Raw genomic sequence first — 22,731 nt, 5'->3', positions numbered from 1 at the left:
ACCAATCAGCCTTTGTTCTTTTGTTTGATCGAGGGCAGGACAACAAGACGGCCGCCGGCTGGCCCTGGAACACTGCCCTTGATCAGCAGGAGACGGCGATCAAAATCTACGCGAACCACTTCGAGGTTTTGCTGACAACGGTTGACATTGCCCATCTGTCCAGCCATGCGCTTTCCCTTGAACACGCGACCCGGTGTCTGACATTGACCGATTGAGCCTGGAGCGCGATGCGAAAGCGAATTCCCATGGGTCGCGTCCTGACTGCGAAAGTGATGGCGGCGAATGACGCCCGCAAAGCCACGGCCTTTAGATACCCCGCGAACATCGACTTTTTGACCAACTTCGAATAAATCGAGCTGAATTTCATCCCCATTCTGCAGTTCTACGATAGAATCCGAATCAAGACGAAATTCACACAAACTGGATGCCGCCTCGACACCCGCCTTGGCGAAATGTCCGCCCATCGGCTTGGTCACGCGCGAGGGCTTACGCTGGCCAGCACCGATCTGAATAGCCGCATAGCCGTCTGTTTCAGGCCGCTTGACTTGAGTGACACGATTTGCGTCAACCTCGATCACGGTGACCGGCACTGACAGACCATCGTCGGTAAAGATACGCGTCATGCCCGCCTTGCGGCCAATCAATCCAATTGCCATCAACTTTTCCTCGGTTCCTTTACTTTGGTCCCCATCGCGCCATCTCATGCAGCGATCAATTGGGATTAACTTTCACCTTGACAGACAATCAAACGCGAGCAGATCAACTGAGCCGAATTTGGACATCCACACCAGCCGCCAAATCGAGCTTCATCAATGCATCGACGGTTTTATCGGTCGGGTCTACAATGTCCATCAGCCGCTTGTGGGTGCGCAACTCATACTGATCACGCGCGTCCTTATTGACGTGTGGTGAAATGAGAACGGTGTAGCGCTCATGCTTGGACGGCAGTGGCACTGGACCGCGCACCTGTGCGCCTGTCCGCTTTGCCGTTTCGACGATCTCTCGCGCTGACTGGTCGATCAGGCGATGATCAAAGGCTTTCAAGCGGATACGAATGCGTTGGTTTGCCATATCTCTATTACTCGATGATCTTCGCGACCACGCCGGCGCCGACGGTTCGGCCGCCTTCGCGCACCGCGAAACGCAGCCCGTCTTCCATGGCGATGGGGGCGATGAGCTTGATGACCATTTTGACGTTGTCTCCAGGCATCACCATCTCCACTCCCTCGGGCAGTTCGCAGGCACCGGTGACGTCGGTGGTGCGGAAGTAGAACTGCGGCCGGTAGCCGTTGAAGAAGGGGGTGTGACGTCCACCTTCTTCTTTGCTCAGAACATAGACTTCTGCTTCAAAGTGGGTGTGCGGGGTGATGCTGCCAGGCTTGGCCAGCACTTGGCCGCGCTCGACGTCATCACGCTTGGTGCCACGCAGCAGGGCGCCAATGTTGTCGCCCGCTTGACCTTGGTCAAGCAGTTTGCGGAACATTTCAACACCAGTGCAAGTGGTCTTGATGGTGTCTTTGATGCCGACGATTTCGACTTCTTCTCCCACTTTGACAATGCCGCGCTCCACTCGGCCAGTCACGACGGTGCCGCGCCCGGAGATGGAGAAGACGTCTTCAATGGGCATCAGAAAAGCGCCGTCGATGGCGCGCTCAGGCTCAGGGATGTAGCTGTCGAGCGCGTCCATGAGCTTGGCGATGCTCTGGGTGCCAATCTCGCTTTCGTCTCCTTCGAGCGCTTTGAGCGCGGAACCGGTGACAATGGGGGTGTCGTCGCCAGGGAAGTCGTAGCTGTCAAGCAGTTCACGGACTTCCATTTCCACAAGTTCAAGCAGCTCGGCGTCGTCGACCATGTCGGCTTTGTTGAGGTAGACGACGATGTAGGGGACGCCAACCTGGCGCGAGAGCAGAATATGTTCGCGCGTTTGCGGCATGGGACCGTCAGCGGCGGAGACGACGAGGATGGCGCCGTCCATTTGCGCCGCGCCAGTGATCATGTTCTTGACGTAGTCAGCATGACCGGGGCAGTCGACGTGGGCGTAGTGACGCTTCTCGGTTTCGTATTCGACGTGGGCAGTGGCAATGGTGATGCCACGCTCGCGCTCTTCGGGGGCGTTGTCGATCTGGTCGTAGGCGCGCGCTTCACCACCGAATTTCTTCGCCTGGGTGACGGTGATGGCCGCCGTTAGGGTGGTCTTGCCATGGTCTACATGGCCAATGGTCCCCACGTTGACGTGCGGCTTCTTGCGTTCGAACTTTTCTTTGGACATGGCGATCTACCTTGAAAATTGGCTAATTAGATGAAGCGAATACGCCTTAAGCAAACTGACGAACATAGCGCGCGTTTTACTGCTTTTTCGCCACAGCGTCGGCAATGCTCGCGGGCACCTCGGCATATTTACTAAATTCCATGCTGTAAGTGGCCCGTCCCTGAGTGGCCGAGCGCAAGTCGGTGGCGTACCCGAACATGGATGCCAACGGCACCTCGGCGCGAATAATCTTGCCGGAAGGTGCGTCTTCCATGCCCTGGATCATGCCGCGACGAGAATTCATGTCGCCCATGACATCACCCATATTTTCCTCGGGTGTGACCACCTCAACCTTCATGATGGGTTCAAGCAGAACCGGTTTGGCTTTTGCCGCGCCTTCCTTCAGCCCCATGGAACCGGCGATCTTGAAGGCCATTTCGCTTGAGTCGACCTCATGGTAGGAACCGTCATATAGGCTGACTTTGATATCCACCATGGGGAATCCGGCGAGGATGCCGTTGGTCATGGCTTCCTGTATCCCCTTATCTACGGCGGGGATATATTCTTTGGGAACAACCCCGCCAACGATCTCATTGACGAACTCATAACCCGCACCAGGCTCCTGCGGCTCAATGCGCAAGTAGACATGCCCATACTGACCACGACCACCCGATTGGCGTGCAAACTTGGTTTCCTGCTCGACCGTCTTGCGGATTGTTTCGCGATAACTGACCTGTGGGGCACCAACATTCGCCTCGACGCCAAATTCGCGCTTCATGCGATCAACGATAATCTCCAAGTGGAGTTCGCCCATGCCCGAGATGATTGTCTGGCCGGATTCTTCGTCGGAACGGACTCGGAATGACGGATCCTCTTGGGCAAGCTTCGACAGCGCAATGCCCATTTTTTCCTGGTCAGCCTTGCTCTTAGGCTCCACCGCGACCGAGATAACGGGCTCGGGGAACTCCATGCGCTCAAGCGTGATTGGTTTATCAATCGCACAAAGAGTATCGCCTGTCGTCACATCCTTGAGCCCAACGGCAGCAGCAATGTCGCCCGCGCGCACTTCCTTGATTTCTTTACGATCATTGGAGTGCATCTGCAGAATACGTCCCACCCGTTCCTTCTTGCTCTTGACCGGATTGAAGACAGTGTCGCCAGAGTTCAGCACGCCTGAGTAAACACGGAAAAAAGTCAAGGTACCAACATAGGGATCGGTCGCAATCTTGAACGCGAGCGCCGCGAAGGGGGCATCGTCTTTCGAAACGCGCGTGTCAGTTTCCTCGTTATCCAGAACGCCCTGGATAGCCGCCACATCAGGCGGTGCCGGCATGTAATCGATCACAGCATCAAGCATGGCCTGCACGCCCTTGTTCTTGAATGCTGAACCACAAAGTACCGGAACAACCTCGTTGTTGATGGTACGCGCACGCAACCCGGCCTTGATCTCGTCGATAGAAAGCTCGCCACCCTCGAGATACTTTTCCATCATCTCGTCGTTCGCTTCCGCGGCTGCCTCGACCAAGGTCTCCCGCCATTCGGCACACTGATCAGCCATATCCGCCGGGACATCCTCAAGCTGGTAGGTCATCCCCTTGCTCTCGTCATCCCATAGGATTGCTTTCATGCGGAGCAGATCGACCACACCGAGGAAATGTTCTTCCGCGCCTATGGGCAGCTGGACAGGCACGGCCTTGGCCCCTAGCCGATCTTTAATCTGACCGACCACACGAAGGAAATTGGCACCCATGCGGTCCATCTTGTTCACGAACGCCAGCCGCGGCACACCGTATTTGTCGGCCTGCCGCCAGACAGTCTCGGACTGAGGCTCAACACCACCCACGGCACAAAAAACAGCGCAAGCACCATCTAGGACGCGCAGGGAGCGCTCTACCTCTATGGTAAAGTCGACGTGCCCGGGCGTATCAATGATGTTGATACGATGCTCTGGGTATTGTTTGTCCATACCCTGCCAGAAGCAGGTCGTGGCGGCGGAGGTGATGGTGATACCGCGCTCCTGCTCTTGCTCCATCCAATCCATGGTGGCGGCGCCATCATGCACCTCGCCAATCTTGTGCGAGAGACCGGTGTAGAACAGGATGCGTTCGGTGGTAGTGGTCTTACCAGCATCAATATGCGCCATGATGCCGAGATTCCGATACCGATCAATTGGAGTGCTGCGTGCCACGACTATTTCCGTCCTGTGGGTCTCTAAAAAAGGCGACTTTGCTGATTAAATCGATGAGGGACACGACGCCCCCCTGTGATCAGTGTTCCATCGCAAGCGGTGACTACTAGACCAGCGATCATTACCAGCGGTAGTGAGAGAAGGCCTTATTGGCTTCCGCCATGCGATGCGTATCTTCTTTCTTTTTCACAGCAGTACCACGCGCATCGGCGGCGTCCATGAGTTCACCAGCCAACCGCAGCGCCATGGACTTCTCGGAACGCTTGCGTGCCGCGTCGATCAACCAACGCATCGCCAGCGTATTCCTGCGCGACGGGCGTACTTCGATCGGCACCTGATAAGTGGCACCACCCACCCGCCGGGATTTCACCTCGACCACTGGGCGCACGTTTTCCATTGCCTGATCGAGCAATTCCAAAGGTACACCGCCTTTTTTGGTGGCGACCTGGTCAAGCGCGCCGTAGAGAATGCGCTCCGCGACCGATTTCTTGCCGTCTTCCATCACCATATTGATGAACTTGGCAAGCAACTCGCTACCATGCTTGGGGTCTGGCAGTATCTGGCGACGAGCAACAACGCGTCTTCTAGGCATTGGAAAATGACTCCGGGTTCAAGGCCGCGGGCGCGGAGCATCGGACTCCTGACTCTGCGCACTTCATAATGAAAGCTAGCGGAAAAAACTGGTTCAGTTTTCGCTGATTCGATGGGGCAAGCATGTCACCTAATTCAGGTTTTTGGCCGCTTGGCGCCATACTTGGACCGTGCCTGGCGACGTTTCTCAACACCCGAGGTATCCAAGGTACCCCGCACGGTATGGTAGCGAACGCCAGGTAAGTCCTTGACACGTCCTCCGCGGATGAGGACTACCGAATGCTCCTGCAGGTTATGCCCTTCCCCGCCGATATAGGAAGCCACCTCAAAACCATTGGTTAGGCGCACACGCGCGACCTTACGCAGCGCGGAGTTTGGCTTCTTTGGCGTTGTGGTATAGACACGCGTGCAAACACCACGCTTTTGCGGACAAGCCTCAAGCGCCGGAACATTGCTCTTTGCAACCTTGCGCTTGCGCGGATTGCGCACCAATTGATTGACCGTGGCCATGCAAATCTTCTCCAATAAGCGCATCAACCCCGATGCTCAATGGGTGCATCAGAGGGTGCATCAGACTCGATGCAACGCACGCCGCACGATAAGGTAAGCGGGTGCGCTGCGACAAAGGTGATCGACTGCCAGCGCGCAAGGCGACGACAGAATCGTCAGTTGGCTGCTTGAAGATCCGACGCGGTGACGAACACCTTAGGGTTACTCAGCAAAACCGGGATGCGACTTGGACAAAGCCGAGGCATCCATTGCTGCGGACCACTGGATATTCAGACGACTGCCAGCGTTCTTAGGCCAAAAAGACACTGTAACGCTGCCAGAGAAGAACGCGATACAGAGAACTGGACTTAAGATCGCGGGCGATCAAGGATCGTCTGGATCAGGTGCCGACGGGTTCGGTAAATAAGCAAGCCGGCATGAATGCCGGCCAACTAAGACGCGGAATTATAAGATCGGACTCTTGGTCTGTCAACTCCTGCGTTGCGATCCGACAGGGCGAAACCGTGCTAGCCCTAATTGACAAGCCGTAGAAGTATTTACCCTCGATTCTGGACATTTCCGTCCGACTCGTTCAAACTGCCTGCCTATGTTGATTGACGAGGCAGCCCCCTGAACTTGCACGACATCACCCTGCGTGCGGTCGCCCCAGATGAAGAGGCGCGCTTCAAAGCATTGCTCGAGGCGTATCACTACCTGGGCGCGGCGGCAAAAATCGGTCACACCCTCTGGTATGTCGCCATCTGGCGGGATCAGTGGTTGGCGTTGCTGGTGCTGAGCGCCGCGGCCTGGAAGTGCGCGGCTCGCGATCAGTGGATCGGCTGGGATCGCCGCTACCAGTTCGACCGCCTGCATCTGATCGCCAACAACGCCCGCTTTCTCATTCTGCCCCAGTGGCATGTGCCCAATCTCGCCTCCAAGGTGCTGTCGCTGTGCGAGCGCCAGGTCAGCACTGATTGGCAGACCCGCTTCGGTTATCCGCTGTGGTTGCTGGAGACCTTCGTCGATCCGCGCCGCTTTACCGGCACCTGCTATCGCGCGGCCAACTGGCTGGAGGTCGGGCAGACGCGCGGGTACCGACGCACGCGCGCCGGCTACAGCCAGCAGCCCGATGGCGCCAAGCGGGTGTTTGTCCGCCCCTTGATCGGGCAGGTCCAAGCACGCTTGTCCGACCCAAGACTCGATTCCCAGTATCGCTATGGAGCCCCAAAACTCATGATCTCCGCACAACAGATGCGTTCGCTTCCTGCGTTCTTTGCCGATGTCCCTGATCCGCGTCGCGGCCAAGGCCGGCGTCATCCCTTGCCGGTGGTTCTTGCGATCTCCGCCGCGGCGGTGCTGTGCGGGGCGCGTGGTTATAAGGCCATCGCCGCTTGGGCGAAGGATCCCAGCCAGGCGGCCCGGGCGCGCTTTGGTTGCCGTTATCGCAACGGTCGCTATGAGGTGCCCAGCCGCACGCGCATCCGCGATGTCCTCACCCGGGTCGATCCCGACGCCCTTGATGGGGCGCTGCAGGGCTGGAATGCGCAGATGGGCGCCGAGGACGAGGGCCTGGCCATTGATGGCAAGACGATGTGCAATGCCATCGACGCCGAGGGACGCCAGACCCACATCCTCGGTGTCGTTGGACATGACTCCAAGGTCTGTCACACCCAAAAAAAGTCGGTGCTTTGCCTGTCAATGGCAGTGATGAACTGAAGCAAACCAACGAGATCGGGATGGCCATCCCGGTGCTCGACTCCCTCGACCTCACTGACAAGACCCTCACCGCCGACGCCCTGCTCACCCAGCGCTCGCTCGCTGAGTATCTCATCGAACGGGGCGCGCATTACGTCTTTATCGCCAAAGAGAATCAGCCCACGCTGGTTGCCGACATCCGCCTGCTTTTCCAGGCGCGGGGCGAGCCGGATTTTCGCGAGTCATCGGACCTTGCGCATGGGCGTATCGAAAGCCGCGCGATTTGGACCTCCACGGCGCTGAACAACTATCTCGATTTCCCCCATGTCGGGCAGGTCTTCGCCATTGAGCGCACCACCACTGAGAAAAAAACCGACAAGACCTCCGTCGAGACAGTCTTCGGCGTCACGGATCATACCCCTGAGAGTGCAAGCCCTAAGCGCCTGCTCGCCTTCAACCGTGGGCACTGGGGCGTTGAAGCCCATCACTGGATCCTCGACTGGAACTGGGATGAGGATCGCTGCACCATCCGCACCGGCCATGGACCAGAAAACATCACCCGACTGCGCCGGTTTGCCGCCGGTCTGATCAAAACGAAATCCAAGGATTCCGTGGCAGCCACCATCGAGAAGCTCGCGCGCAAAGTCCGCCGTGTCTTCGATTATCTGGGCATGACGGCAAACTCAATGCCCCGCGCTGCCCGTGTCGCGCCTGTTGGTTAGAACGGATTTGCCGTGTGCGATCCGATGACATTGGCCGCTTGGGTCCAACACTCCACTAAACTCCAAGCGCCGCGAGCCTTGGCGGTTACCCAAGGCTCGCTCTGACTCAACCCAATCGAACCATCAGGCCTGAACTGACACTAGTCGCCAGCCGATGCATTGAGCTCTTCTTTTAACCGCTGCTCGACCTCGTCGTTGACGCCCTCTGCTCCTTCCTGCTCGCCCAGTCCAGCCATTTCAGCGGCGCGCCTGCGACGGCGTTCGCTGTGATAGGCCAAACCTGTGCCGGCTGGAATCAGACGTCCAACGATTACGTTCTCCTTCAGCCCCGTCAGGCTGTCGTTGGAACCTCGCACCGCGGCCTCGGTCAGCACCCGGGTAGTCTCCTGGAAGGATGCCGCGGAAATAAAGGACTCGGTCGCCAATGATGCCTTGGTGATGCCAAGTAGCAACGGCTCATAGAGCGCCGGATGCTTGCCTTCCTCCTCGGCACGAGCATTCTCTGCCGCAAGCGTCGCGTAGTCGACTTGTTCCCCACGCAGCAATTTGGTGTCACCAGGATTAAGAATGTTGACCTTACGCAGCATCTGGCGCACGATCACCTCGATGTGCTTGTCATTGATGCGCACACCCTGCAGGCGATAAACATCCTGGATCTCTTTGACCAGGTACTCCGCCAGCGCGGTCACCCCCTTGAGCCGCAGGATATCATGGGAGTTCATCTCGCCTTCGGAGATGACCTCGCCCCTCTCCACGCGTTCGCCCTCGAACACATTGACGTGGCGCCATTTCGGGATCAGTTCCTCAACCGTCTCGCCATCATCGGTGGTGATCACCAGTCGCTGCTTGCCCTTGGTATCCTTACCGAAGCTGACGGTGCCGGTGGCCTGGGCCATGAGCGCCTGATCCTTGGGCTTGCGCGCCTCGAACAAATCCGCCACGCGCGGCAACCCGCCGGTAATATCGCGCGTTTTTGACGACTCCTGCGGAATACGCGCAAGAATGTCGCCAACCGCGACATCCGCGGCATCCGTGACGCTGACGATGGCCCCAGAGGGCAGATAGTAGCGTGCGGGTAGATCGGTACCGGCAATCTTGAGTTCCTCGCCACCCTCGCCAAGCAACATGACCATGGGACGCAAGTCCTTCCCTAAACTCGGTCGTTGCTTGGGATCGATCACGACCATGGAGGTCAGACCCGTCTGCTCGTCAACCTGCGACTGCACGGTCACGCCATCGACAAAATCCTCGAACCTCAGGCGACCGGCCACCTCGGTGACCACCGGGTGGGTATGCGGATCCCAGGTCGCAACCGTCTGACCACCTTCTACCGTATCGCCGTCATTGACCCGCACCGTGGCGCCATAGGGGATTTTATAGCGTTCTTTCTCTAGGCCCTTGGCATCAAGCACCGTCAATTCACCCGAACGCGATACCGCCACCAGGTTGCCACTATGATGCTGGACCGTCTTGATGTTGTGCAGGCGGATCGACCCAGAGGATTTGACCTGCACCGCGCTGACCGCCGCTGCCCGTGAAGCCGCGCCACCAATGTGGAACGTCCGCATGGTCAACTGCGTACCAGGCTCGCCGATCGACTGCGCGGCGATGACCCCAACCGCCTCGCCCTGATTGACGCGATGCCCGCGCGCCAGATCGCGCCCGTAGCACTGGGCACAGACACCCAAGCGCGCCTGACAGGTAATGGCCGAGCGCACCAAGACTTGATCGACGCCTTCGATCTCCAGGCGTTCCACCCAGCCCTCATCGAGCAGAGTTCCGGCCTCGCACAGAACTTCATCGCTACCGGGCTGGAGCACATCGGCCGCGGCCACGCGCCCGAGGATTCGCTCGCGCAGGGGTTCGACCACGTCGCCGCCCTCGATGATGGGCGTCATGCTGAGCCCCTTGTCGGTGCCGCAGTCTTCTTCCAACACCACCATATCCTGGGCCACATCGACCAGACGCCGGGTGAGATAACCCGAGTTCGCGGTCTTGAGCGCGGTGTCGGCTAGACCCTTGCGTGCGCCATGGGTGGAGATAAAGTACTGGATGACGTTCAACCCCTCGCGGAAATTCGCGGTAATGGGGGTTTCGATAATCGAGCCGTCTGGCTTGGCCATCAGGCCACGCATGCCAGCAAGCTGGCGAATCTGGGCCGCCGAACCACGCGCACCCGAGTCGGCCATCATGTAAATGGAATTGAAGGAATCCTGCTCGGTCTCCTTGCCTTCGGCATCGACCACCTTATCCTTACCGAGCTTGCGCATCATGGATTTGGCGACCTGCTCGTTGGTGTGCGACCAGATATCGACCACTTTGTTGTAGCGCTCGCCATTGGTCACCAGACCCGATGCGTACTGATCCTCGATCTCCCTGACCTGGGTCTCGGCGGCGGCAAGGATGTCCGGCTTTTCCTCCGGCACTTCCATGTCATCAAGCCCGATGGACACACCGGCACGGGTCGCCATGCGAAAGCCGAGATACATGATCTGGTCGGCAAAGACCACGGTATCCTTGAGCCCCAGCACCCGGTAGCAACGGTTGATCAGGCGCGAGATCTGCTTTTTTCCCAGGTTCTGGTTGACCAGGTCATAGGGCAGACCCTCGGGGACAATTTCCCAAACCATTGCCCGACCGATTGTGGTATCACGCAGGCCGATATTTTCTCGCGCGCTGCCATCGACTTCGCGGATCACCTCGCGAATACGCACCTTGACTCGCGCATGCAGATCCGCCGCGCCAGTCTCGTAGGCGCGCCTTGCTTCCACCAGCCCGGAGAGTTTCAGACCCTCGCCCTTGGCATTGACGCGCTCGCGAGTCATGTAGTAAAGCCCCAACACCACGTCCTGCGAGGGCACGATGATGGGCTCGCCATTGGCTGGCGAGAGGATGTTGTTCGAGGCCATCATCAGCGCGCGTGCCTCAAGCTGGGCCTCCAGCGACAAGGGCACATGCACGGCCATCTGGTCACCGTCGAAGTCGGCATTAAAGGCGGTGCACACCAGCGGATGCAGCTGGATGGCCTTGCCTTCGATCAATACCGGCTCGAATGCCTGGATACCTAGGCGATGCAGGGTGGGCGCGCGGTTGAGCATCACCGGATGCTGGCGGATGACTTCCTCGAGGATGTCCCACACCTCGGGAGTGCCGCGTTCGACCATTTTCTTCGCGGCCTTGATGGTCGCGGCCAAACCACGCAATTGCAGCTTGCTGAAAATAAAAGGCTTGAACAACTCCAGCGCCATGCGCTTGGGCAGACCGCACTGATGCAGGCGCAACGTCGGGCCGACCACGATGACCGAGCGACCCGAGTAGTCGACGCGCTTGCCGAGCAGATTCTGCCGGAAGCGCCCCTGCTTGCCCTTGATCATGTCGGCAAGTGACTTGAGCGGGCGCTTGTTGGTGCCTGTGATGGCACGCCCGCGCCGGCCGTTATCCAGCAAGGCGTCGACCGACTCCTGCAGCATGCGCTTTTCATTGCGCACGATAATGTCGGGCGCGATCAGATCGAGCAGCCGCTTGAGCCGGTTATTGCGATTGATGACGCGGCGGTAGAGATCATTGAGATCGGAGGTGGCAAAGCGCCCGCCATCCAGGGGCACCAGCGGGCGCAACTCGGGTGGCAGCACCGGCAGCACGGTCAGAATCATCCATTCGGGGCGATTGCCCGACGCCTTGAGCGACTCAATCAACTTCAGGCGCTTGGTCAGCTTCTTGATTTTGGTCTCGGAGTTGGTCTGCTCCATCTCCTCGCGCATGCGCAGCACGTCGCCATCCAGGTCGATGGTACGCAGCAGCTCATAGACCGCCTCGGCACCCATGCGGGCATCGAACTCATCGCCATTGGCCTCGAGTGCCTCGAGGTACTGCTCATCGGTCAGCAGTTGATAGCGCGTGAGGTCGGTCATGCCGGGGTCGATGACCACGAAGGACTCGAAATACAGGACTCGCTCGATATCGCGCAGCGTCATATCCAGCAGCAGACCGATACGCGAGGGCAGCGACTTGAGGAACCAGATATGCGCCACCGGGCTGGCCAGATCAATATGGCCCATGCGTTCGCGGCGAACTTTGGCCAGGGTGACCTCCACCCCGCACTTTTCACACACCACCCCGCGATGCTTGAGCCGCTTGTATTTGCCGCACAGGCACTCGTAGTCACTGACCGGGCCAAAGATCTTTGCGCAGAACAGGCCTTCGCGCTCGGGCTTGAAAGTCCGATAGTTAATGGTCTCCGGCTTCTTGACCTCGCCGAAGGACCAGGAACGGATCATATCCGGCGATGCCAAGCCGATTTTGATCGCGTCGAACTCCAGCGCCTGACCCTGCTGCTTGATGACTCTCAGTAGATCTTTCAAGACCTTACCTCCCAAATACGATAATCCGGTCGTCCCCTGGCCGAGCGACTGAAGACAGCCGCCACGACCCGAAGCGCGCGTTGCTGGGCGGTCCCAGCCGGGTCCCAGTCGCCCCTCAGGTTGCCCTTTAGTCCTGCTCGAGTTCGACGTTGATGGCTAGCGAACGAATCTCCTTCACCAGCACGTTGAAGGATTCCGGCATGCCTGCCTCCATCCGATGGTCTCCGTCGACGATATTTTTGTACATCTTGGTGCGGCCATTCACATCGTCCGACTTCACGGTCAGCATCTCCTGCAGGGTGTAGGCCGCGCCATAGGCTTCGAGTGCCCACACCTCCATCTCGCCAAAACGCTGACCGCCAAACTGCGCCTTGCCCCCAAGCGGCTGCTGCGTGACCAGACTGTAGGGCCCGGTCGAGCGCGCGTGCATCTTGTCATCGACCAGATGGTTGAGCTTGAGCATATACATGTAACCCACGGTGACTGGGCGCTCGAAAGCATCCCCGGTGCGCCCATCGAAGAGTTGCGTCTGGCCGCTTTCAGACAGGTTGGCTAGGCGCAGCATGGCGCGGATTTCCTCTTCGTCGGCACCGTCGAACACCGGCGTTGCCAGAGGTACGCCGCCCTGCAGGTTGCGCGCCAATTCCAGGATTTCCTCGTCGGAGAGTTCGTCCAGCGACTCGCGCCGTCCACTGCTGTTGTAGACCTTATCAAGGAAATCGCGCAATTCAGCAACCTCGGTCCCGGCTTGCAGCATGGCCCCGATCCGATGCCCCAACCCCTTGGCGGCCCAACCGAGGTGGGTTTCGAGCACCTGACCGACATTCATGCGCGAGGGCACGCCAAGAGGATTAAGCACGATATCAACCGGTTCCCCATCGGCGCTAAAGGGCATGTCCTCCACCGGCACCACGCGCGAGATCACACCCTTGTTGCCGTGACGCCCAGCCATTTTGTCGCCGGGTTGAATGCGCCGTTTAACCGCCACATAGACCTTGACCAACTTGAGCACACCAGGGGCCAGATCGTCGCCCTGGGTAATCTTCTGCTTCTTGACCTCGAAGCGCTCGCGGAAGGCCTCGCGCTGTTCCTTGATCTGCTTGGCGACGGCCTCAAGCTGACTGGCCGACTCCTCGCTGCGCAGACGGATCTCCAGCCACTTGTCGCGCTTTTGGCCGGTAGTGATCTCGGCAAGATAGCTCTTGGTGATCTTGGCCCCAGCCTTCAGCCCGCCCGGACCGCCATCGGCCACCTTGCCGATGAGCATTTTCTCGATACGGTTGAAGGTGTCTTTCTCCATGATGCGCAGTTGGTCATCGAGATCCTTGCGCACCCGCTCGAGTTCCATTTCCTCGATCTGCAGCGCGCGTTTGTCTTTCTCGACGCCATCGCGAGTGAACACCTGCACATCGACCACGGTGCCTGACATGCCCGAGGGCAGACGCAGCGAGGTGTCCTTCACGTCAGAGGCCTTCTCGCCAAAGATGGCACGCAGCAGTTTTTCTTCGGGCGTCAGTTGGGTCTCGCCCTTGGGCGTGACCTTGCCGACCAGAATATCGCCATCGCGTACTTCGGCGCCAATGTAAACAATACCCGACTCATCGAGTCGCGCCAGCGCCGCCTCGCCCACATTGGGGATATCACCACTAATCTCTTCGGGGCCCAGCTTGGTGTCGCGGGCCAGACAGGTCAGCTCCTCGATATGGATGCTGGTGAAACGGTCCTCCTGCACCACCCGCTCGGAGATCAGAATGGAATCCTCGAAGTTGTAGCCGTTCCACGGCATGAAGGCGACACGAAAGTTTTGCCCCAGCGCCAGTTCACCCATGTCCGTCGATGGCCCATCGGCCAGCACATCACCGCGCACCACCTGATCGCCCGGACGCGCCAAGGGGCGCTGGTTAATACAGGTGTTCTGGTTCGAGCGGGTATATTTGGTCAGATTGTAGATATCCACACCCGGCTCGCCGGCTTCGGTTTCGTCATCATTCACCCGCACGACAATGCGCGCGGCATCGACCGAATCAACCACGCCACCGCGCCGCGCCCAGACCACCACACCGGAATCCTTGGCCACCACGCGTTCCATGCCGGTGCCGACCAATGGCTTTTCGGCGCGCAAGGTGGGCACCGCCTGGCGTTGCATGTTCGAGCCCATGAGCGCACGGTTGGCGTCGTCATGTTCCAGAAAAGGAATCAGCGAGGCGGCCACCGAGACAATTTGGCGCGGAGAGACGTCCATGTACTGGACTTCTTCTGGCGCCTTCATGGTGAACTCGTTCATGTGCCGACAAGAGACCAGGGCGTCCGTCAGTTGCCCATCCTCGTCCAGGGTCGCATTGGCCTGAGCGATGACGTAGTTACCTTCCTCGATCGCGGACAGGTGATCGATCTGATAAGTCACCCGTCCGTTCTCAACCTTGCGATAGGGGGTTTCGAGAAAGCCATACTCGTTAGTGCGGGCATAGACCGCGAGCGAGTTGATCAGACCAATGTTCGGCCCTTCAGGGGTTTCGATCGGGCAAACGCGGCCATAGTGGGTCGGATGCACATCGCGCACCTCGAAGCCGGCACGTTCTCGCGCTAGACCGCCGGGACCCAAGGCCGACACGCGGCGCTTGTGCGTCACTTCCGAGAGCGGATTGTTCTGATCCATGAACTGCGACAGCTGACTGGAGCCGAAGAATTCCTTGATCGCCGCCGATACCGGCTTGGCATTAATCAACTCTTGCGGCATCAAGCCTTCGGATTCCGCCAGCGACAGCCGCTCCTTGACCGCTCGCTCGACGCGCACTAGACCGACGCGGAATTGGTTCTCGGCCATCTCCCCGACACAGCGGATGCGTCTATTACCCAGGTGATCGATGTCGTCGACCGTACCGCGACCATTGCGCAACTCGACCAGTACGCGCAGTGCGTCAACGATATCCGAGGTCTCGCCATGTTCACCGTGGAGCTGCCGGGCAAAGTCATCACCGCGCTGACCGAAGTAGCGCCCGTCGTAGAGAACCCCAGCACCCTCGGTGGCCTCGCGACCAAGCCGACGGTTGAATTTCATCCGTCCCACTGCCGAGAGGTCATAACGGTCCGGGGTGAAAAACAGGTTATGAAACAGATTTTGGGCCGCCTCCTTGGTAGGCGGCTCACCGGGGCGCATCATGCGGTAGATTTCGACCTGGGCCTCCAATTCATTGCGCGTGGTATCGATGCGCAAGGTCTCTGACATATAAGGCCCATGATCGAGATCATTCACGAACAGGGTTTCAACCTCGGAGATACCCTTTTCACGCAGCAATTCAAGCAGTTCCGGCGTGATCTCGGTGTTCGCCTCGGCAATGATTTCACCGCTTTCCACATCTATCTGGGTGCGGGAGAGAGTACGCCCGATCAGGAAATCCTCGGGCACGATCAGACGATCGACCCCGGCTTTCTGGAGTTCGCGAATGTGGCGCGCGGTGACGCGACGCCCCGGCTCAACCAGCACCTGATCATCGATCTTGACCTCGAAATTGACCGTCTCGCCGCGCAGTCGCTCGGGTACGAGATCGAACTCAACTTGCTCGCCAAGGTGAAAACAGTCAGTTTCAAAAAACAGGTCAAGAATGTCGTCCGCGGTATAACCAAGGGCGCGCAACAGGACTGTGGCCGGCAGTTTTCGCCGCCGGTCAATGCGCACATAGACGTTGTCCTTGGGGTCAAACTCAAAATCGAGCCAGGATCCTCGGTAGGGGATGACCCGGGCCGAGAACAGCAGCTTGCCCGAAGAGTGTGTTTTACCCTTGTCGTGATCGAAAAATACGCCGGGCGATCTGTGTAATTGAGACACTATGACCCGTTCGGTTCCGTTGATGATAAAGGTGCCCGTCTCCGTCATCAGCGGCAAGTCGCCCATGTAGACTTCCTGCTCCCGAATGTCCTTGACCACCTTGGTCCCAGCGGGGGCGTCCTTGTCATAGATCACCAGACGCAGCAACACGCGCAGAGGCGCGGCATAGGTTGCTCCGCGCAAATGACATTCCCTGACATCGAAGGCTGGCTCACCAAGGCGATAGCGGACATATTCCAGCACTGCGTTGCCTGAGTAGCTCTCGATTGGCAGCACCGAGCGGAAAGCGGCATGCAGCCCAACATCCGCGCGCTCGTCGGGCCCCTGATCGATCTGCAAAAAGTCACGATAGGACTCAATCTGGGTCGCGAGCAGAAAGGGCACATCCAAAATAATCGGCCGCTTGCCGAAATCTTTGCGAATGCGCTTCTTTTCAGTGAACATGTAGGCCATGCTGCCTTCCCTCTGGTTTCGCTCAGCCGGTTAGCTAGGGTGACTAGCTAGGGGTGATCGGTGTTTGCAAGCTTGTGCCAATTGCGCCGAACGCGCGATCTTGGTCTAGTTTCATCGCAAGTCGTCGGGGGTGGGTGTGCCAGCCCTCGTTGCTTACCCTGCCCACTGGCCCTTCCCACTACTGGCCCTGGCGATAGGGCGCAATGGCGTCCCAGCAACCGAGGGCAAACGGCAAAAGGCCGGTGGCAAACTGCCACCAGCCTCGGGTTTGGCTTGCGATTGCCGCGATCTTATTTGATTTCGACAGAAGCACCGGCCTCTTCGAGTTGCTTCTTGGTATCCTCTGCGTCGGCTTTCGAAACCGCTTCTTTTACAGTCGTTGGCGCACCTTCCACCGCGTCCTTGGCTTCTTTCAAGCCCAAGCCGGTGATCGCTCGCACCACCTTGATGACACCAACTTTGTTGGAGCCAAAAGACGTCAGGATAACGTCGAACTCAGTCTGCTCCTCAACCGGAGCGGCATCGGCTCCGCCGCCCGCGGCTGGCGCCGCGGCAACGGCCGCTGCCGCGGTGACGCCAAATTTTTCTTCCATCTTCTCGATCAGATCGACGATGTCCATCACCGACTTTTCGGCGATGGCTTCAAGGATTTCTTCGTTTGTTAAAGCCATTTGGGCTCTCCTGCAATATTGGAAAAATCGGCCAGTTCACTGCATACCAAATAACAGCCAGCAGGGTTTCCAAGCGGATTTGCCCGGAAACCGCTGCGGTCAGGCTGCTTCTTTGGCATCGCGAACCGCCGCCAAGGTGCGTACCAGCTTGCCGGGCACCTCGTTGATCGTTGCCGCGAGTTTTTGCACTGGCGCCTTCATCACCGCCATCAACAGGCTAATCGCCTCGTCGTAGGTCGGCATCTTGGCCAGTGTTGACAGCTGCGCAGGTTCCAGCAGCTTGCCGGAGATCGCAATCAGCTTAACCTGGAATTTGTCATGCTCTTTCGCGAAAGATTCGGCAATGCGAGCAACCGAGCCAGGATCTTCCCGGCCAAAGGCGAGCAACAAGGGCCCGCGCAGCGCATCGCTCATACAGGCGAACTCGGTATCGGCCAACGCGCGCTTGGCGAGCGTATTCTTGACGACCCGAACATAAACACCCGCTTTGCGTGCCTCGACGCGCAGCGCGGTCATTTCCTCTACCGTCAAGCCCCGATACTCGGCGCCTATCGCCGAATAGGCAGTTTTCGCGACTTCCGCGACTTCGGCAACGACTGTCTCTTTCTGGGCGAACGTCAGCGCCACTTCGTTACCTCCTATGATCGAACGCGGCATTGCGGCCACATCCAATTGTCAAGTCGGGAACAAACATCCATGTCCAACCGCGACTGTCAGGTGATTGGTGCACTTTCACCGGTTTTCCCCACCGGCATCCCCAGGGATTCCAGCACACCGTCTGCGCAGGCCAAATATTAAGCCCGAGGGCGATTTTGAAGTCGCGCGCGAGCACCTGCGGTCTTTGACAGCTGCCGGCCCGCCAGGCGAGCCGGTGCCCCAAAGTCTTTTGATGCTGCCGAGCTTTCTATCAGAAGCTCAGCGCACTGTGATCAATGGTCAGACCAGGTCCCATGGTTGAGGACACCGTGACCTTTTTCATGTAAATGCCCTTGGCGGCGCTCGGCTTGATCTTCATCAGATTGGTGAGCAGCGCTTCGAGATTTTCCTTGAGCTTGTCCGACTCGAAGTCAATCTTTCCGAGCGGGCAATGGATAATACCTGCCTTATCGGTCCGGAAGCGAACCTGCCCAGCCTTGGCGTTTTCAACCGCCTCGGCCACATTCGCCGTGACGGTCCCAACCTTAGGATTAGGCATGAGTCCGCGTGGACCAAGCAACTTCCCAAGCTGGCCGACCACCCGCATGGCGTCCGGTGACGCGATGACCACGTCATAGTTAAGATTGCCGGCTTTCATGTCCTCGGCGAGGTCATCCATGCCAACACGGTCGGCACCGGCTGCGGTGGCAGCCTCGGCATTGGCACCTTGGGTAAAGACCGCTACCCGCACCACCTTACCGATGCCATGCGGCAAGAGTGCGGAGCCACGCACGACCTGGTCGGACTTACGCGGATCAACGCCAAGATTGACTGAGACATCAATGTTCTCGCGGAACTTGACCGCCGAGATCTCCTTGAGCAGGGAAAAGGCTTCCACGGCCTCGTAGATTCGACCCTGCTCAACCTTCTCCGCGATCATGCGCGCGCGTTTGCTTGACTTGGCCATTACTCGACACCCTCCACATTCAGACCCATGGCTCTGGCGCTGCCAGCGATGGTGCGCACAGCCGCGTCCAGATCAGCGGCATTCAGGTCGGGCATCTTGGTATTGGCGATTTCCTCAAGCTGCGCCCGACTGACGGTCCCGACCTTGTTCAAGTTTGGGATAGGGCTGCCTTTGTCGATGCCAGCGGCTTTTTTCAGCAAGATGGACGCCGGGGGCGTCTTGGTGATAAAGGTGAAACTGCGGTCGGAATAGACGGTGATCACCACGGGGGTTGGAAGACCCTTTTCGAGTTCCTGCGTTCTAGCATTAAAGGCTTTGCAGAACTCCATGATATTCACACCATGCTGACCCAGAGCTGGGCCAACCGGAGGACTCGGATTTGCCTCTCCCGCCTTCACCTGCAGTTTGATGTAGGCAGATATCTTTTTTGCCATTGATCATTACTCCTAATGGGTGCGAACGCCGCCAATGACTGTCGGCTCCCCGATGATGTGCTCATAAGGCTTGAGCAAAAAAAAGCTTGTTCCACTGCGAACGATAGCCTAGGCATGCAAGGCAAAGGCAGAGGGCCCATCGCCGCGCGCAAGCATTGCCTGGCGCCGGACTCATCCTTTTTCGATTTGACCGAACTCCAGATCGACGGGCGTCGACCGGCCAAAGATGAGCACCGAGACTTTTACCCGACTCTTATCGTAGTCAACTTCCTCGACCACTCCGTTAAAGTCGGTAAAGGGACCGTCGACCACCCGCACCACTTCACCTGGCTCGTAGAGCACCTTGGGTCTGGGCTTCTCAACACCCTCCTGTACACGCTGCAGAATAGCCTCGGCTTGAGAATCTGGAATGGGAGCTGGTCGATCACCCTGTCCGCCGATGAACCCCATGACCTTAGGCACATCCTTGACCAGGTGCCAGGTCTCATCGGTCATCTCCATTTGGATAAGAACATAGCCAGGAAAAAACTTGCGCTCGCTTTTGCGCTGCTGCCCACCACGAATCTCAACGACCTCTTCCGTCGGAACCAGGATGTCGCCGAAAAAGGTCTCTTTGCCTTCCCGTTTGATGCGGTCGAGCAGCGAGCGACGGACCTGCGCCTCGAAACCCGAGAACGCGTGGATCACATACCAGCGCATCGCCATGAGGTCAGCCCCCAGTCCCGGTGAGCAGACGCAGAATCGACATCAAGAGGGTGTCGAACAGCCACAGAAGAATGCCGAGAATAAGGACCATGACTATGACCACCAAGGTTGTTTGCATGGTCTCCTGTCGTGTCGGCCAGATGACCCGCCGCACTTCCATGCGCGAGTCGGACGCGAAACGCCAGAGCTTGCGCCCTGGTCCGGAAGTCAACGCGATTGCCACCGCTCCCGCTGCAATGGCCAGCAGGATGATGACACGTAACAGCAGGGAATAGTTCGCGAAAAAATAGAAGCCCCAGATGCCGGCAACCAGAAGGATCACCGCAACTGCCAGCTTCGGCGTATCCATTTTGGACGCGCCTGTCTCGGCTCGTGCATTCATGTCTGAAAAGCGCTCGATGGGCGCCGATGTTTGGCAGGCCAGGAGGGACTCGAACCCCCAACCTGCGGTTTTGGAGACCGCTGCTCTGCCAATTGAGCTACTGGCCTAAATTGATAAGCCGCTCTTCTATCTGGCCAAAAGGATCGAATAAAGAGACGGCGAGAACTGCTACCTCAGGCAATGACGGCATTAAGCCGCCAGATTGCCGGGTAAAAACCACACTACTCGATGATCTTCGCGACCACGCCGGCGCCGACGGTTCGGCCGCCTTCGCGCACCGCGAAACGCAGCCCGTCTTCCATGGCGATGGGGGCGATGAGCTTGATGACCATTTTGACGTTGTCTCCAGGCATCACCATCTCCACTCCCTCGGGCAGTTCGCAGGCACCGGTGACGTCGGTGGTGCGGAAGTAGAACTGCGGCCGGTAGCCGTTGAAGAAGGGGGTGTGACGTCCACCTTCTTCCTTGCTCAGAACATAGACTTCTGCTTCAAAGTGGGTGTGCGGGGTGATGCTGCCAGGCTTGGCCAACACTTGACCGCGCTCGACGTCATCGCGCTTGGTGCCACGCAGCAGGGCGCCAATGTTGTCGCCCGCTTGACCTTGGTCAAGCAGTTTGCGGAACATTTCAACACCCGTGCAAGTGGTCTTGATGGTGTCTTTGATGCCGACGATTTCGACTTCTTCTCCCACTTTGACAATGCCGCGCTCCACTCGGCCAGTCACGACGGTGCCGCGCCCGGAGATGGAGAAGACGTCTTCAATGGGCATCAGAAAAGCGCCGTCGATGGCGCGCTCAGGCTCAGGGATGTAGCTGTCGAGCGCGTCCATGAGCTTGGCGATGCTCTGGGTGCCAATCTCGCTTTCGTCTCCTTCGAGCGCTTTGAGCGCGGAACCGGTGACAATGGGGGTGTCGTCGCCAGGGAAGTCGTAGCTGTCAAGCAGTTCACGGACTTCCATTTCCACAAGTTCAAGCAGCTCGGCGTCGTCGACCATGTCGGCTTTGTTGAGGTAGACGACGATGTAGGGGACGCCAACCTGGCGCGAGAGCAGGATATGTTCGCGCGTTTGCGGCATGGGACCGTCAGCGGCAGAGACGACGAGGATGGCGCCGTCCATTTGCGCCGCGCCAGTGATCATGTTCTTGACGTAGTCAGCATGACCGGGGCAGTCGACGTGGGCGTAGTGACGCTTCTCGGTTTCGTATTCGACGTGGGCAGTGGCAATGGTGATGCCACGCTCGCGCTCTTCGGGGGCGTTGTCGATCTGGTCGTAGGCGCGCGCTTCACCACCGAATTTCTTCGCCTGGGTGACGGTGATGGCCGCCGTTAGGGTGGTCTTGCCATGGTCTACATGGCCAATGGTCCCCACGTTGACGTGCGGCTTCTTGCGTTCGAACTTTTCTTTGGACATGGCTGAATCCCCGCAAGCACATAAAAATCATCGCCGACGTCCTGCTAAGCGCCAGCTTGAAGAAAACACATTATCATTCTTAAACAGTTTGCTCGCTAGGCCGGACAATCCAAGAAGCAAGCATGCGCACGCACGGTCCTGCAAGGGGTTGTCGGCCTCATCACGCAGCGAACAATTGTTGGAGCCCATGACCGGAGTTGAACCGGTGACCTCACCCTTACCAAGGGTGTGCTCTACCAACTGAGCTACATGGGCTGAGCTACATGGGCTAAGCTACATGGTCGGAACTATATCGCGTGAGCGAAACAGGCTAGCAACTTACACCACCGGGACACTGGTCTGGGGACACTGGTCTGTACGACATTGCCTACGCTCAGAAAGCTGCATCAAGCAAGTGTAAGGGTGTCGATCATGTAAATAGCCTCACCAATATCGGCTATTAGGACTCCCAACCAACGCGCCACACTTTAGGTTGCGGCCTCAACAATGCTGGAGCGGGTGATGGGAATCGAACCCACATCATCAGCTTGGAAGGCTGAGGTTCTAGCCGTTGAACTACACCCGCGACGCCTCGCGCCCGCCACTAAATTGTAATCTACCGAAAACTCCTTATGGCGGCACCTGAAACTCTTTACGGTGGTGACCTGACAACCCTAGGGGAAAACCCTAAAAATCGCCATCACCCGGTAACGCCTCAATAGATCCAATCTAAATGGACCTGCCCAGGGAGTCGTTCCTAGACGAAGGCATGACTCCGGCACACTGACCACCTGCATCTGGTGGAGGGGGGAGGATTCGAACCTCCGAAGGCTGAGCCGCCAGATTTACAGTCTGGTCCCTTTGACCGCTCGGGAACCCCTCCGAATCAAGCTAGCCAGTATAGGAGATCCAAACACCAAGGTCAATCCAAGAATTCGCCAAAAAAAGAACCACGATCAGTATAAAATGCGC

The 22,731-nt window shown here is 58.2% G+C and carries 17 protein-coding genes and 4 tRNA genes; 2 read left to right on the top strand and 19 right to left on the bottom strand.

Annotation, left to right across the window (positions count from 1 at the left end; genetic code table 11):
* Positions 1-5 precede the first annotated feature (5 nt).
* The 6 genes from rplC to rpsL form a co-directional block, all read right to left on the bottom strand.
* Positions 6-656: a 50S ribosomal protein L3 gene (rplC, locus tag Thiowin_RS08310; protein WP_328988037.1), complete on the bottom strand. Its 651-nt coding sequence runs from the start codon at positions 654-656 to the stop codon at positions 6-8.
* A gap of 103 nt (positions 657-759) precedes the next feature.
* Positions 760-1,071, bottom strand: a complete 312-nt coding sequence (rpsJ, locus tag Thiowin_RS08305) for a 30S ribosomal protein S10 (protein ID WP_200281722.1) — start codon at positions 1,069-1,071, stop codon at positions 760-762.
* Positions 1,072-1,078: 7 nt separating this feature from the next.
* Positions 1,079-2,269, bottom strand: a complete 1,191-nt coding sequence (gene tuf, locus Thiowin_RS08300) for an elongation factor Tu (RefSeq protein WP_328987257.1) — start codon at positions 2,267-2,269, stop codon at positions 1,079-1,081.
* A gap of 76 nt (positions 2,270-2,345) precedes the next feature.
* Entirely contained in the window at positions 2,346-4,436 is a 2,091-nt protein-coding gene (fusA, locus tag Thiowin_RS08295; RefSeq protein WP_328987269.1) for an elongation factor G, read from the bottom strand.
* A 121-nt stretch (positions 4,437-4,557) separates the two neighbouring features.
* The gene (gene rpsG, locus Thiowin_RS08290; protein ID WP_328987268.1) at positions 4,558-5,028 is read right to left on the bottom strand and encodes a 30S ribosomal protein S7; all 471 of its coding nucleotides are present in this window, start codon (positions 5,026-5,028) and stop codon (positions 4,558-4,560) included.
* Positions 5,029-5,162: 134 nt separating this feature from the next.
* Entirely contained in the window at positions 5,163-5,537 is a 375-nt protein-coding gene (rpsL, locus tag Thiowin_RS08285; RefSeq protein ID WP_328987267.1) for a 30S ribosomal protein S12, read from the bottom strand.
* 615 nt (positions 5,538-6,152) lie between these two features.
* Here rpsL and Thiowin_RS08280 point away from each other — a divergent pair.
* Both Thiowin_RS08280 and Thiowin_RS08275 read left to right on the top strand, forming a co-directional pair.
* Positions 6,153-7,232 (top strand): Druantia anti-phage system protein DruA, encoded by a 1,080-nt coding sequence (locus Thiowin_RS08280; protein ID WP_328987191.1) that lies wholly within the window; start codon positions 6,153-6,155, stop codon positions 7,230-7,232.
* Between the two features lie 20 nt (positions 7,233-7,252).
* Positions 7,253-7,933 carry an ISAs1 family transposase gene (locus tag Thiowin_RS08275; RefSeq protein ID WP_328987266.1) on the top strand — a complete coding sequence of 227 codons (681 nt, stop codon included), beginning with the start codon at positions 7,253-7,255 and terminating at the stop codon, positions 7,931-7,933.
* 140 nt (positions 7,934-8,073) lie between these two features.
* Here Thiowin_RS08275 and rpoC read toward each other — a convergent pair whose 3' ends face one another.
* From rpoC to Thiowin_RS08210, 13 genes are all read right to left on the bottom strand, one after another.
* Positions 8,074-12,294, bottom strand: a complete 4,221-nt coding sequence (gene rpoC / locus Thiowin_RS08270) for a DNA-directed RNA polymerase subunit beta' (protein ID WP_328987265.1) — start codon at positions 12,292-12,294, stop codon at positions 8,074-8,076.
* A 127-nt stretch (positions 12,295-12,421) separates the two neighbouring features.
* Positions 12,422-16,573: a DNA-directed RNA polymerase subunit beta gene (rpoB, locus tag Thiowin_RS08265; RefSeq protein WP_328987264.1), complete on the bottom strand. Its 4,152-nt coding sequence runs from the start codon at positions 16,571-16,573 to the stop codon at positions 12,422-12,424.
* 290 nt (positions 16,574-16,863) lie between these two features.
* Complete coding sequence (rplL, locus tag Thiowin_RS08260) at positions 16,864-17,244, bottom strand: 50S ribosomal protein L7/L12 (protein ID WP_328987263.1); 381 nt, start codon at positions 17,242-17,244, stop codon at positions 16,864-16,866.
* Positions 17,245-17,343: 99 nt separating this feature from the next.
* Positions 17,344-17,871, bottom strand: a complete 528-nt coding sequence (gene rplJ, locus Thiowin_RS08255) for a 50S ribosomal protein L10 (RefSeq protein ID WP_328988036.1) — start codon at positions 17,869-17,871, stop codon at positions 17,344-17,346.
* A 280-nt stretch (positions 17,872-18,151) separates the two neighbouring features.
* A complete protein-coding gene (gene rplA / locus Thiowin_RS08250) occupies positions 18,152-18,847 on the bottom strand; it encodes a 50S ribosomal protein L1 (protein WP_328987262.1) in 696 nt (231 codons plus the stop codon).
* Positions 18,847-19,281, bottom strand: coding sequence for a 50S ribosomal protein L11 (rplK, locus tag Thiowin_RS08245; RefSeq protein WP_328987261.1), 435 nt, complete (start codon positions 19,279-19,281; stop codon positions 18,847-18,849). Before rplK ends, rplA begins: the two co-directional genes overlap by 1 nt.
* Positions 19,282-19,452: 171 nt before the next feature.
* The gene (nusG, locus tag Thiowin_RS08240) at positions 19,453-19,986 is read right to left on the bottom strand and encodes a transcription termination/antitermination protein NusG (protein ID WP_328987260.1); all 534 of its coding nucleotides are present in this window, start codon (positions 19,984-19,986) and stop codon (positions 19,453-19,455) included.
* 4 nt (positions 19,987-19,990) lie between these two features.
* The gene (gene secE, locus Thiowin_RS08235) at positions 19,991-20,368 is read right to left on the bottom strand and encodes a preprotein translocase subunit SecE (RefSeq protein WP_328987259.1); all 378 of its coding nucleotides are present in this window, start codon (positions 20,366-20,368) and stop codon (positions 19,991-19,993) included.
* A gap of 31 nt (positions 20,369-20,399) precedes the next feature.
* Positions 20,400-20,475: transfer RNA gene (locus tag Thiowin_RS08230), tRNA-Trp, on the bottom strand.
* Positions 20,476-20,589: 114 nt separating this feature from the next.
* Positions 20,590-21,780: an elongation factor Tu gene (tuf, locus tag Thiowin_RS08225; RefSeq protein ID WP_328987257.1), complete on the bottom strand. Its 1,191-nt coding sequence runs from the start codon at positions 21,778-21,780 to the stop codon at positions 20,590-20,592.
* Between the two features lie 179 nt (positions 21,781-21,959).
* Positions 21,960-22,035: transfer RNA gene (locus Thiowin_RS08220), tRNA-Thr, on the bottom strand.
* Between the two features lie 235 nt (positions 22,036-22,270).
* Positions 22,271-22,345, bottom strand: a tRNA-Gly gene (locus Thiowin_RS08215).
* A gap of 212 nt (positions 22,346-22,557) precedes the next feature.
* Positions 22,558-22,642, bottom strand: a tRNA-Tyr gene (locus tag Thiowin_RS08210).
* Positions 22,643-22,731: the final 89 nt, after the last annotated feature.

It is taken from the genome of Thiorhodovibrio winogradskyi (assembly GCF_036208045.1).
Taxonomy (GTDB): domain Bacteria; phylum Pseudomonadota; class Gammaproteobacteria; order Chromatiales; family Chromatiaceae; genus Thiorhodovibrio; species Thiorhodovibrio winogradskyi.
Note: the sequence above shows the minus strand (reverse complement) of the source record. Positions and strands in the feature narration are given on the sequence as shown.